Origin of the sequence: Frankia tisae (genome assembly GCF_025403405.1) — a bacterium.
Classification (GTDB): domain Bacteria; phylum Actinomycetota; class Actinomycetes; order Frankiales; family Frankiaceae; genus Frankia; species Frankia tisai.
Map to the genome: position 1 here is coordinate 1 of NZ_JANEZT010000200.1, position 12,207 is coordinate 12,207.

The 12,207-nt window shown below is 72.6% G+C and carries 11 protein-coding genes; 6 read left to right on the forward strand and 5 right to left on the reverse strand.

Going from position 1 to position 12,207, the window contains the following annotated elements; translation table 11 throughout:
- The first annotated feature begins 497 nt into the window (after nt 1-497).
- The gene (gene ilvD / locus NBZ85_RS18825) at nt 498-2,351 is read left to right on the forward strand and encodes a dihydroxy-acid dehydratase (protein ID WP_261558143.1); all 1,854 of its coding nucleotides are present in this window, start codon (nt 498-500) and stop codon (nt 2,349-2,351) included.
- 57 nt (nt 2,352-2,408) lie between these two features.
- On the opposite strand, the gene egtD is transcribed toward ilvD, so the two are convergent.
- The 4 genes from egtD to egtA are packed head-to-tail and all read right to left on the reverse strand — an operon-like array spanning nt 2,409 to nt 7,347.
- Nucleotides 2,409-3,533: an L-histidine N(alpha)-methyltransferase gene (gene egtD / locus NBZ85_RS18830; protein ID WP_261558144.1), complete on the reverse strand. Its 1,125-nt coding sequence runs from the start codon at nt 3,531-3,533 to the stop codon at nt 2,409-2,411.
- 43 nt (nt 3,534-3,576) lie between these two features.
- Nucleotides 3,577-4,404 (reverse strand): ergothioneine biosynthesis protein EgtC, encoded by an 828-nt coding sequence (egtC, locus tag NBZ85_RS18835; RefSeq protein WP_261558145.1) that lies wholly within the window; start codon nt 4,402-4,404, stop codon nt 3,577-3,579.
- Nucleotides 4,405-4,408: 4 nt separating this feature from the next.
- Nucleotides 4,409-5,773 carry an ergothioneine biosynthesis protein EgtB gene (egtB, locus tag NBZ85_RS18840; protein ID WP_261558146.1) on the reverse strand — a complete coding sequence of 455 codons (1,365 nt, stop codon included), beginning with the start codon at nt 5,771-5,773 and terminating at the stop codon, nt 4,409-4,411.
- Complete coding sequence (gene egtA, locus NBZ85_RS18845; protein WP_261562327.1) at nt 5,755-7,347, reverse strand: ergothioneine biosynthesis glutamate--cysteine ligase EgtA; 1,593 nt, start codon at nt 7,345-7,347, stop codon at nt 5,755-5,757. Before egtA ends, egtB begins: the two co-directional genes overlap by 19 nt.
- A 378-nt stretch (nt 7,348-7,725) precedes the next feature.
- Between egtA and NBZ85_RS18850 the strand changes: the two genes are divergently transcribed.
- The 3 genes from NBZ85_RS18850 (at nt 7,726) to arfB (ending at nt 9,335) form a co-directional block, all read left to right on the forward strand.
- On the forward strand, nt 7,726-8,517 hold the full coding sequence (locus tag NBZ85_RS18850) for a nuclease-related domain-containing protein (protein WP_261558148.1): 792 nt from the start codon (nt 7,726-7,728) through the stop codon (nt 8,515-8,517).
- Nucleotides 8,518-8,652: 135 nt separating this feature from the next.
- Entirely contained in the window at nt 8,653-8,799 is a 147-nt protein-coding gene (locus NBZ85_RS18855; protein ID WP_009741505.1) for a DLW-39 family protein, read from the forward strand.
- 107 nt (nt 8,800-8,906) lie between these two features.
- Nucleotides 8,907-9,335 carry an alternative ribosome rescue aminoacyl-tRNA hydrolase ArfB gene (arfB, locus tag NBZ85_RS18860; RefSeq protein WP_261558149.1) on the forward strand — a complete coding sequence of 143 codons (429 nt, stop codon included), beginning with the start codon at nt 8,907-8,909 and terminating at the stop codon, nt 9,333-9,335.
- Nucleotides 9,336-9,367: 32 nt separating this feature from the next.
- Here arfB and NBZ85_RS18865 read toward each other — a convergent pair whose 3' ends face one another.
- Nucleotides 9,368-9,760 carry a molybdopterin oxidoreductase gene (locus NBZ85_RS18865; RefSeq protein WP_261558150.1) on the reverse strand — a complete coding sequence of 131 codons (393 nt, stop codon included), beginning with the start codon at nt 9,758-9,760 and terminating at the stop codon, nt 9,368-9,370.
- Nucleotides 9,761-10,134: 374 nt separating this feature from the next.
- On the opposite strand from NBZ85_RS18865, the gene NBZ85_RS18870 reads away from it, so the two are divergent.
- Both NBZ85_RS18870 and NBZ85_RS18875 read left to right on the forward strand, forming a co-directional pair.
- Complete coding sequence (locus NBZ85_RS18870) at nt 10,135-11,031, forward strand: maleylpyruvate isomerase family mycothiol-dependent enzyme (RefSeq protein ID WP_261558151.1); 897 nt, start codon at nt 10,135-10,137, stop codon at nt 11,029-11,031.
- Nucleotides 11,032-11,159: 128 nt separating this feature from the next.
- Nucleotides 11,160-12,207: ParA family protein (locus tag NBZ85_RS18875; RefSeq protein ID WP_261558152.1), on the forward strand; the 1,048-nt coding region annotated here is incomplete at its 3' end.

Here is a 12,207-nt window from a genome sequence, read left to right on the forward strand (position 1 = left end):
ATCCCGGACTTCCCCCCGATCCCCGATTTTCCGCCGATCCCGCCTATCCCGGACTACCCGCCGAACTTCGACGAGCAGACGGGTCGCGCGCCCGGTGGGGGCGGCGAGCACGATCCCGCCGATACTGATCGCACAACCGGTCCGACCCCTCCGGCGGGTCCGAGCGAGCCGACCGGTGGGTCGGCAACCGGCGCTGGTGCACCGCCCGACCCGGCGGATGGCCGGGGCAGCGGGCGGCGGATTGCCGGCTACCCCTGGGCGGTCCCGCCGCCGGGGCGACGTCCGGGCGACTCCTCACGGCCACCTCGAACCGCACCCGGCGAGTCCGACCCGGACTCCTGACCGACCCGGACTCCTGACCGGCCCAGGCGCCCGACCGGCCGGTGACCGAGTCGTCGCGCAGGGCAGTGCCCGTGATGTGGCGTACCGTCGTGGCATCGCCAGTCCGCTGCCGGCGGTCCCCGTGGGGCGTAGCCGACGTGATGTCCGAGGTCGAGATGCCCGCACTCCGCTCCCGAACCACCACGCATGGCCGGAACATGGCCGGGGCCCGCGCCCTGTGGCGCGCGACCGGCATGACCGATGACGACTTCGGCAAGCCGATCATCGCCATTGCGAACAGTTTCACCCAGTTCGTGCCGGGCCACGTGCACCTGCGTAACCTCGGCGCCCTGGTCGCGGAGGCGATTGCGGAGTCCGGGGGAGTGGGCCGGGAGTTCAACACGATCGCGGTCGACGACGGCATCGCGATGGGGCACGGCGGGATGCTGTACTCGTTGCCGTCGCGGGAGATCATCGCTGACAGCGTCGAGTACATGGTCAACGCGCACTGCGCCGACGCACTGGTCTGCATCTCCAACTGCGACAAGATCACCCCCGGCATGCTGCTCGCGGCGCTGCGGCTCAACATCCCGACCGTGTTTGTCTCCGGTGGGGCGATGGAGTCCGGCAACGCGGTGATCTCCGGCGGCACGGCCCGGTCCAAACTCGACCTCATCACGGCGATGTCCGCGGCGGTGAACCCCGAGGTCTCCGACAGTGACCTGTCGACGATCGAGCGGTCGGCCTGCCCCACCTGTGGCTCCTGCTCCGGCATGTTCACCGCGAACTCGATGAACTGTCTGACCGAGGCGATGGGGCTGTCCCTGCCCGGCAACGGTTCGACGCTGGCCACCGCCGCTGCCCGCCGCGAGCTGTTCGTCGAGGCCGGCCGGCTCGTCGTCGACCTGGCCCGGCGCTACTACGAGAAGGACGACGGGGCCGTCCTGCCCCGCTCGATCGCGACGGCCGCGGCGTTCCGCAACGCCTTCGCCGTGGACGTGGCGATGGGCGGCTCGACGAACACCGTGCTGCACCTGCTCGCCGCAGCCGTCGAGGCCGGCGTCGACGTGACGCTCGCCGACATCGACCAGATCTCGCGCACCGTGCCCTGCCTGTGCAAGGTCGCGCCCAGCTCCGCCCACTACTACATGGAGGACGTGCACCGGGCCGGCGGGATCCCGGCGATCCTCGGCGAGCTCGACCGGGCCGGCCTGCTCGACCGGGACACCCACTCGGTGCACGCGGCCAGCCTGCGGGAGTTCCTCGACCGCTGGGACATCCGCGGCGCAGACCCCTCGCCGGACGCGGTCGAGCTGTTCCACGCGGCGCCGGGCGGGGTGCGCACGATCGAGCCGTTCAGCACCACCAACCGCTGGGATTCCCTCGACACCGACGCGGAGAACGGCTGCATCCGCTCCGTCGAGCACGCCTACTCCGCCGAGGGCGGCCTCGCCGTGCTGTTCGGTAACCTCGCCACCGACGGCGCGGTCGTCAAGACCGCCGGGGTGGACGAAAGCCAGTGGTCCTTCCGCGGCCCGGCGCTCGTCGTTGAAAGCCAGGAGGACGCGGTCGACGCCATCCTGAACAAGCGGGTCCAGCCCGGAGATGTGATCATCGTCCGGTACGAGGGTCCTCGTGGCGGCCCCGGCATGCAGGAGATGCTCTACCCGACCGCCTTCCTCAAGGGGCGTGGTCTCGGGCCCAAGTGTGCGCTGATCACCGACGGCCGGTTCTCCGGTGGGAGCTCGGGTCTGTCGATCGGCCACGTCTCGCCGGAGGCCGCGCACGGCGGCACGATCGCCCTCGTCCGTGACGGTGACATCATCGACATCGACATTCCGACGCGCCGGCTGGAACTGCTCGTCTCCTCCGAGGAGCTGGCACGGCGGCGGACCGAGCTGGAGGCGGCCGGCGGCTACCGGCCGGCGGACCGGGAACGACCCGTCTCGGCGGCGCTGCGCGCCTACGCGGCGATGGCGACCTCGGCGTCGACCGGGGCTGCCCGCGACGTCGGCCTTCTCGGCGGCTGACGTCGGCGGCTGACGTCGGCGGCAGCCGCCGACCCGCCCGTGGGCGTCGGCCAAGGCTCAGACCGGGGCCGCCTCGGGCGCGGTCGAGGGCGTTGCGAGGGTGACGGCGAAGTCGCCCTCGGGGTCGGTCCACTGCTGGGCCACCGCCCAGCCGGTGTCCGCCAGCTCTGCGGTGATCATGTCCCGGGTGAACTTTGCACTGATCTCGGTCAGCAGGTCATCCCCACGCTGGAAATCGACGGCCAGCGCGAGGGAGTCGATGGTCACCTGCTGGTCGCGGACCGCGCGCAGCCGCATCTCGATCCAGGAGTCCGCCGCGTTCCAACGGACGACGTGCGCGAAGCCGCGGATGTTGAAATCCGCGCCCAGCTCCCGGTTGATCACGGTCAGCACGTTGCGGTTGAACGCGGCGGTCACCCCGGCCCCGTCGTCGTAGGCGGCGACCAGCCGGTCCGGGTCCTTGACCAGATCCGTGCCGAGCAGCAGGGCGTCGGTGGAACCGCACTGCTCGCGTAGCGCGCGCAGGAACGCGCCGCGTTTCGCGGGCCGCATGTTGCCGATCGTGCCGCCGAGAAAGGCGATCAGACGCCGACCGCCGCTGGGCAGGTGCGACAGGTGCCGCTCGAAGTCGCCGACGACAGCATGCACGGCAAGGTCCGGGTAGGCGGCGATGAGGCTGCGACCAGCCTGCGTCAGGGTGGACTCGTCGACGTCGAACGCGACGAACCTACGCAGTCCGCCGGCGGCGCGCAGGGCGTCGAGCAGCAACCGGGTCTTCTCGGACGTGCCCGAGCCCAGTTCGACGAGGGTGTCGGCGGGGCAGGCGGCCGCGATATCGCTCGCGTGGCCGTCGAGGACTGCCCGCTCACATCGGGTGGGGTAGTACTCTGGCAGCCTGGTGATCTCGTCGAACAGCATGCCGCCGGTGGCGTCGTAGAACCACTTCGGCGGTAGTTCCCGGGGGTTCGCGGTGAGCCCGCTGAGCACGTCGCGGGCCAGATTGACGGCGCGATCCGACGCGTGCACGTGCCGGTCCAGGGTCAGCCCCGCAAACGTCGTCGCCCCAGCGACCGTGCCGGTTTCGCGCGAGGTGCCGTCCGTGCCGTTTGTGCTATCCGCGTCGTCCGTGTCGGCGGTGCCTGTGGCACCCGCGGGGGTGGTGACCGGAGTCCTCGGTGTCATCGTGGCGCCCTCCATCGATGTGGTGCAACCCACAGTAATCGATCTAGGAGATCAAACTACGAAGAGTGACTTTGTGTGTGTCGACCACTAGGAGATGATGGTCCGGAACGTCGATCCAGTCGGATTCATCATCGTCCGGCTCACTCGCGACCAGTACGCCGTCCGGTTCCACGCGGTAGGACAAACTGTCGCGCCAGGTGGTCGCCACGAGCTGGGTACCGTCCGTCACCAGCAGGTTCAGCCGGGCCGCGTCGTCGCCGACCGCCGCCGGTTCCAGCGGGTCTGGTGGCGGCTCGGACGCCCAGTCGCCGGCCCACGGCACGACGCCACCCGCCCGCCGGTCCGCCATCCCCGCGCCGCTGAGCGACAGCACAACCTCGGCAACGGCGTCGGCCAGGGGCAGCTTGGCGGCCCGCTCCCAGACCAGCGCGGCCAGCAGAGCCGAGTCGCAGGCGGAGTCGGGCGGGGGAGCGTCGAGCCGCTCGCGCAGCAGCGCCCGCACGGCCGCGGGGTCGACGCGCCCGTTGTGGCTGAGCAGCCGGTCTCCATCGCTGAACGGAGCCGTCGAGGACTCCTCCACCGGCATGCCCACGCTGGCGCTGCGCACCGCGGCCAGCACGCAGCCGGATGCGAGCGCGCCGGCCATCGAGGCGTAGGAGGCGTCCGTCCACATCGGCACCGCGCGACGCAACCGGGCGGGCTGTGGGCGCAGCGCCGGGGCGTACCAGCCGACCCCGAAGCCATCGGCGTTGATCGTGCCGTGCCGCATCCGGCGCGGCGCCCAGGACTGGCGCAGCAGGCTGTGCGGTGCGTCCATGGTCAGCCGGGCCAGGGTGCGCGGAGCGCCGAGCCAGGCGAGATGGCGGCACATCGGCTCAGCCGCCGTCGCGGGCCAGCCGGAAGCCCGCGAAGATCTGACGGCGAATCGGGTAGTCCCAGTTGCGGAAGGTGGTGCGCGCGGCTGACCGATCCGTCGCCCAACTGCCGCCGCGCAGGACCCGGAACGCCGAATCCGCCCCCGGCTTCGGGAAGAAGACCTCGCTGTACTCGCGGTAGGGATGGGACCGGAAACCCGGGTACGGAGTGAAACCGCTCGCGGTCCATTCCCAGACGTCCCCGATCATCTGCTCGGCCCCACAGGGACTCGCGCCCGCGGGATAGGCCCCCAGCGGGGCCGGGCCATCCGTGCGATGGCCCAGGTTGGCATGCTCCGGCATCGGATCGGTATCCCCCCACGGATAGCGCCGTGAACGTCCGGTGACCGGGTCGTGGGCGGCGGCCTTCTCCCACTCCGCCTCGGTGGGCAGCCGGCGGCCGGCCCAGCGAGCGTGCGCCTCGGCTTCGTACCAGCAGACGTGCTGGACCGGCTCGTCGAGCGGCACCGGCTCGAGCCGGCCGAAGCGCCGACGCAGCCACTGCTCGCCGTCGCGCGACCAGAACGCCGGCGCGGTCAGGTGCTCCTGCTGGCGCCACTGCCAGCCCGCGGCCGACCACAGGCGCTCGTCGTCGTAGCCGCCGGCGTCGATGAAGGCGATGTGCGCCCGGTTGGACACCGGCAGGGTGCCGATCCAGAACGCGGGCAGATCCACCTGGTGCGCGGGCCGCTCGTTGTCGTAGGCCCAGGGCTCGGTGCTCGTGCCCAGCGTGCACGGCCCGGCCGGCACCAGGACCTCGGCGCGCGGCACGGGCCGTCCGGGCGGCGGCGCCTGCCCCGGGGCGAGCAGCGGCGGTCCGGCGCGCAGCTGATGGGTGGCGAGCATCGTCTCGTCGTGCTGGTGCTCGTGCTGGATGACCATGCCGTAGACGAAGCCGCCGGCAAGCAGTGCCTCGGCATCGGCGGACAGCGGCGCGAGCCGGTCGAGGGTGTCGAGGGTGTCGAGGGTTCGGCCGCGGACTTCGCGCAGGTAGGCGCGGGCCTCGGCCGGGTCGAGCAGCGTCAGGCGGATGCGGCTGGCCCGGCTGTGCCGGAAGGCGTCGTAGATGTCGTCGAGGCCCGGCCGGGTCTCGGTGGCGTCGCCGAGCGTACGCACCAGCCAGAGATCCTCATAGTTGCCGATGTGGGCGAGGTCCCAGACCAGCGGCGACATCAGCGGCGAGTGCTGGCGGAGGAGCTCGTCGGCGTCGATGTCGGTGTAGGCCAACGAGCGCGCCCGCGCGAGGTCGAGCGCGTTGGCCACGGCCTGTGCGGTGACCGGCGCCGCCGAGGACGCCGGGTCCTGGGTCAGGCCACCGAAACGCACAGTTGTGCCTCCTCGCGCAGCAGGCCAGTCGGACCGATCAGGGTGAATCGCTCGGACAGCTCGTCGGCAGGACATCGGCCGCGCTGTGGATAACGCTCGGCGAACGTCTCGGCCGCCTCGGCAAGGTCGACGCAGCCCGCGCTGCGCAGCGCGGTGGCAGCGAGCTCCAGGCAGCGCACCGCCGCCAGCCGCAGGGGCTCGTCGGCCATGCCGAGCATCGCCGCCATCGGCCAGCGCCGCGCCACCGGGGCGCACGCCTCGGCCGCCCCTCGGGCGGCGACCGGATCGCCGAGCAGGGCGGTGGCCACCGCCACCGCCACCCGCCAGCCCTCTCCCGGCTGGGCGTCGAGGTAGCGCAGCTCCCACCAGCCCCGCGGGCGGACGGGCGGGAACACCGTCGTCGCGTGGTACGACAGATCCTCGAGGGTGGGCGCTCGCTCGACCGGCCCCCGCCCGGCGACCCAGTCCCCGAACGTGTGCCCGCCGGTCACCGGGACGAAGCGGCGGTCCTCGCCGGGTCGGAGGTCGCCCGCCGGGTCGGCGATCAACATCAGCTTCGCGTCCAGCAGGTACCGCGCCCAGCGCTCGGCGAGATCGCCGGGCCGCGCCGGCGCCGTCCCGTGCCCCGCGTCGCTGGTTGCCGCCGGCGCGGGCAGGTCCAGCACCGAGCCGGTGCGGCTCGCGTCGATGCCCGACCAGACCGCCTGGCGGGTCGAACACCAGCCGGTCCGCCGGCCGGCGAGCGCCGGCGAAGCGGCGAACATCGCGGTCAGCACGGGCCCGACCTCGTGGGCCAGCCGGAACCGCTCGGCCGCCTGCGCGGGCGTCGCGCCGAGATCCAGATTGACCTGGACGGACGCGGTCGAGCACATCATCACCTCGCCGGAGGTCCCCCCACCGGTCCGGAAGTGTTCCTCCATGGCGGCGTATCGGGACGCGGTGGTCTGGCGCACCCCGGCGCGCAGCGGATCCACCCCCATCCCGACGATCGCGAGGCCGTCCTCGGCCAGCGCCGCCCGCACCAGGTGCAGGTCCGCGGCGGTGGACCGGACAGCGGCCGCCAGCCCGGCCGGCGGCCCCGACAGCTCCAGCTGGCCACCGGGCTCGAAGGTGAGCCGGCTTCCGCCCGGCAGGACCGGCCCGGCGGCGCCGGTGTCCAGGCTGGCGATCCGACTGAGCGCCCGCAGGGTGCGAGTGGGCGGGACCGGTCGGTGGACCGCCCGGCTGTCCACGACGAACCACTCCGTCTCGATCCCCACTGACGTCTCGATCCCCACTGACGTCCTGATCCCCACCGACGTCGCGGCCCCCACCGACGTCGCGGACGCATCTGCGGGGTTCTCGGCCGGGGTGACGCAGCGGGCGGCGAAGGCCCGCACCGCATTGAGGTCGACCGGCTGATCCCGGTGAGCCGACTCCCGGTGAGCCGACTCCCGGTGAGCCGACTCGGGGTGAGCCTGGGCGGAAGGCTGTCCGATGGGCGACTGTCGCCCTGGCGACGGCGCTCCCGGCGACCGGTGGGGCGATGGCGGCTCATCGTCCCCGGATCCCCGGAGTGTCACGTGACGTGGCATCCTGCGGCTCCTTCTCGGTGCTGCCACCGCTGGGCGTGGCGCCGGATGGCGACCTTCCCGAGGGTTCTCCCCCACGGGGCCCGCTCCCTACCCGGCCGTTGCCTGTGGTGTCGCCTCGGCCGGTTCGCCGATGGGTGGTATAGATGTGGGTTCAACGTGGCTCTCTCTCGCATATTCCACGTCCTTGACCCTGTCGCTGTTGTGTATTCGATGGAATGGTGACCGGGATGGACCAGAAAGCCGGTAGCGCGCCGTGACGGACTGGCGCCCGATCCGTTCCTGGACCCGGAGACAGCGCCGAGCGCGACGGCGTCATGACGGCGCCGGGAGGTGGTGACCGCGGCCGTGTCCGATCGACAGTCGGCAGGACGTTCGGCCATGGCCGAGTACCTGCGGCGCAAACAGTTGTATTCCGCCGAACGCGGAGATCACAAAAGTCGGGCGTTGGCCGTTGGCGGTGCCCTCGCGGTGGGCACGGCTCTGGTCATCGCCATGCTGTGCGCCTTCGCCGGGCTGCCCGGCGTCGTGACCGCCCAGCTCGCAGTGCTCGCAGTGCTCGCGGTCGGCGTCGTCGGGGCGGTGCGCTTTCTGCGCACCCCGCCGGAGATCGAGGCGTGGCGCGAGGACGCGGAGGCCGAGCGCAGCACCGCCCGCGCGCTCGACCGGCTGGTCCGGGCCGGTTACACCGTCCTGCACGACCGGTCCCTGGCGGACTCGGCCGGCAACATCGACCACCTCGTCATCGGGCCGTCCGGGGCCTGGGTCATCGAGACCGACGCTCATCAGGGGCCCATTCGGCAGAACGCGGCCGGCGTCTGGGCCGGCAAGGTGCCGCTGCGGGCGATGCTCGGCCTGGTGGCGTGGATGGGCGAGGAGGCCACCGCCCAGCTGCTCGGCGAGCTGCCGGGCGGCTGGCAGCTGGAGGTCCAACCGGTCGTGGCGTTCGCGCGTGCCGAGGTTCCGGCCGGGCTCGCCCTCGTCGAGGGAGTGCTGCTGCTGCCCGCCGCCGGCGTGGCCGAATACGTGCTGTCCGCCGGGGTGGTGCTGCGGCCCATCGACGTCGCGATGCTGGTCGACGTGGCCGAGCGGGCCTTCCCCGCCTACGAGGTGTCCGGGCCGCCGCCGTCCTGGCCCACCCGCTCCCGGCTGCGCGGCCTGCTGCGTCGCTGACCCGGTCTGGCGGCGCCGTCCGGTCCCGGGTTCGAGATCCATGGGCGGGCCCTGCCGCGGACAGGCCGGCCATGGTCGGGATACCGTGGAACGACTGGGCCATCCCCGGCCAAGGACGCCGACGAAGGAGTCGACATGGCGCGCAAGATGACCGTGCTGGCGCTGCTTGCTGGCGCGGGGGCTGCCTTCTCTGCCGCTCGGCGGCGGTCCCGTGGCAAGGAGGAGATCGACCTCTGGCGGGAGGCGACGTCCACCACCGGGTCCCCGGCCGGCGGGCGCTGACAACCCGCGCGGCGGCGCGCTGACGTGTTGCGCCCGCTGCGCCCGCTGCGGCGCGTCGGCGCGGAACTCGCCTGACGTCGGGTCCGCGGTCGGGCACCATGGGAGCCATGCTGCCCCGTGAGATCCCGGTTCGCCCGGGTCTCGTGCTGCCATCGGCCGACCTGCGCTGGCGGTATTCGCGTTCATCCGGGCCGGGCGGCCAGTCGGTGAACACCTCCGATTCGCGGGTGGAGCTTTCGTTCGACGTCGCCGGTTCACCGGCGCTGTCCCCGCTGATGCGTCAGCGCGCGCTGGCACGCCTGGGCGACCGGCTCACCGACGGTGTGCTTACCATTGCCGCAAGCGAGCAGCGCTCGCAGCTGCGCAACCGGGAGGCCGCGCTCGACCGGCTGGTGGAAGCCCTTCGGGTCGCGACCGCCCCGCCACCGCGGTCGCGGCGGCCGACGCGGCCCTCGCGCGGGGCTGTCGAGCGGCGCCTGCAGGCGAAGAAGCAGCGGTCCGCGACGAAACGGCACCGCCGGCCCCCCGAGGACTGAGCCCGTCGCGGGCTGCCAGGCCGGGCGCGCGGTCAGAGTTCGATGATGCCGACGTCGGCGACGAGCGTGCCGAGCAGGCCCGCGGGCGCGGCGAGGTGCAGCTCGATGCGGGTCGCGGGGGCCAGATCCTCGACCACGCGCAGCGGGACGTGCACGGAGCCGCGGGCGCCGATCGGGAAGAAGCGCATCGGTGCCCCGTCGCGCTGCAGGATCAGGCAGATCAGCTCGTCGGTCGAGTTGCCGCCGCGAAAGTACAGCGGCTGGGCGGTGACGCCGGCCGGGACCACGTAGCTGAACGCCGGGCCGAGCGGGAACGGCGCGTCCAGGCCCCTGCCCTCGAACGGGACGATTCCCTGCAGGAAGCGAGGCGTGGTGAACATCCGCTCCTCCGCCCGTCGGGCATCCACGTGCAGCTGTCGGTGCACCTGGTGTCCTGCGGATTTTTGCTCGACCGTCTTTCTGCCATGTTAAGGCCGCAGTGTCACGGGTCGGGGTTGTCAGTGGCCGCGGTGTCACTGGTCGCCGTCACGCCGGGCACCGCTCAGCTCGCATCCGCCCTCGGCCTCCGTCTGTCGCTCAACCCCGGCACCGAAACGACCTGACGACGTTGTCCAGTCGGGTTCGACCCTCCCAGCAGCGTTGCGCGGCAGCAAGGGATCGGTCGGTAAAGAGTCTGTGTCGCTACTGATTCGATTGTGATCTTGATGCACGGCCGGTCTTTCCTGCGATGTTCGGAACTTCGTCGCCGGTATGGCGTTTCGCCTGGCGTACCGCCGCCCGCAGGGGGCACGGTGGGAGCATGGCTGCCCCGCCCTCTCCCCGCCCATCCGTCCTCGGCGTGCCCGAGGCCGACGCCGACGCCTCCGCCGACCGTGAGTTCGGCGCGGCTTTCGGTGGCCCGGACCCTGGTCCCGCACAGGAAACCGCCCTCGAGCCGTCGGCGTCGCCCGGGGCCTGGTCCGCCGGCCCCGACTACCGGCCCTCGGTGGTGCCGCATGATCGCATGGCCGGCTGCGCCGCCGCCCACCGGCGGCTACTGGAGCTGGTCGAGCGGGTGGACGACGACGTGCTGCGCCGCCCGTCCGGCCTGCCCGGGTGGACGGTCGCCCATCTGCTCACCCACCTGGCCCGCAACGCCGAGGGCCACAGCGGGATGGTCGAGGCCGCGACCGGTGGCGACGTCCGCGACCAGTACCCGGGCGGCCAGGACCAGCGCGACCGCGACATCGCCGCCGGCCGTGATCTGCCCGCCGCCACCGTGCGGGCCGAGGTCGCCGCCGCCGTCACCCGGCTGGAGCGGGCCTGGGACGCCGTGCACGTCGACGTCTGGCGCACCGGCTTCGGCCGGGTCAGCACGTACGGCGTGACGACGCTCGCGGATCTGGTGTTCCTGCGCTGGCGGGAGACCGAGATCCACCTCGTCGATCTCGCCCTCACCGACCTCGGCGGCCCCGGTCTGGCGGACCTGAGCCCCGCCTACGTCGAGGTCGAATGGGCCTGGACCGTGCGCGGCCTGCCGTCGCGGCTGCCGGCGGAGGTCACCGTCCTGCTCGCGCCGGGCGACCGGCCGTCGACCGCGGTGGGGCGGGGGGAGGAGCTGGTCGTCGTCGACGCCCCGACCATCCCCGCGCTGGCCTGGCTGATCGGCCGCGACCCGGGCCGCCCTGACTGGCCTGCGCTCGGCCCCTGGTGGTGACCGGCGCTCCCGCCCACGCCGGTGAATCGGGCAGGCGAGAGAATGCCTGGCGTGTCGGACAACAGGGACAACCGGGGTGAGGCCACACACGGCGGGCGGCGCGACCACAGGCGCGATCGGACCCGCGCATGATCACGATGGCGCTGTTCAACAACAAGGGCGGCGTCGGTAAGACGACGCTGGCCTTCCACCTCGCCCACATGCTCCAGCGGATGGGCCACCGGGTGCTCGCCGTCGACCTCGACCCGCAGGCGAACCTGACCGCGCAGTTCCTCGACGAGGACGAGTTGACCCGGCTGTGGGCGGAGCCGGAGGACACCGCGTCGTCGGCGCCGAAGCCCGTCGAGTTCGACGTGCGCCCCACGCGGGTCTTCCCCGGCACGGGAACGATGGCCACCGCCATCGCGCCGATCATGGAGGGCGTCGGGGACGTCGAGCTGCCCGACCCGGTGATGATCGAGGACGGCCTGTGGCTGCTGCCCGGGGACGTCGAGCTGAGCGTCTTCGAGGATCGGCTGTCCGCCGCCTGGCCGAACAGCTTCCTCGGCAAGGACATTGCCGCGCTGCGGACGACGACGGCGCTGCACCGGGTCATCGACAACGGTGCGCGCACCGTCGGCGCCGAGATCGTCCTCATCGACGTCGGCCCGAATCTCGGCGCGATCAACCGGGCGTCGCTGCTGTCCGCCGACACGGTGCTCATGCCGCTGGCCGCCGATCTGTTCTCGCTGCGCGGCCTGCGCAACCTCGGCCCGACGCTGCGGGAGTGGCGTTCGACCTGGCAGGGCACCGTGCTGCCGAAGGTGCCCGACCGGATCCCCGCGCCCCGCGGCCTGATGATGCCAATCGGCTACATCGTCATGCAGCCGCCCGCCCGCGCCGACCGCCCGGCGAAGGCCCACGACCGCTGGCTCGACCGCATCCCCGAGGTCTTCGCGACCTCGGTGCTCACCAGCGGCAACCCCGGCCCGCATGACCGTTCCTTCGAGATCGCGACCCTGCGGCACTACGCCAACCTGATCCCGCTGGCCCACGACGCCCGCAAGCCCATGTTCGAGCTGCGCGCCAGCGACGGCGCCCTCGGCGGCACCCAGACCGCCGTCCGCCGCTGCTACTCCGACTTCCGTGACCTCGCCGTCAAGGTCCGCGAACGCCTCGCCTTCATCGACCCCACGC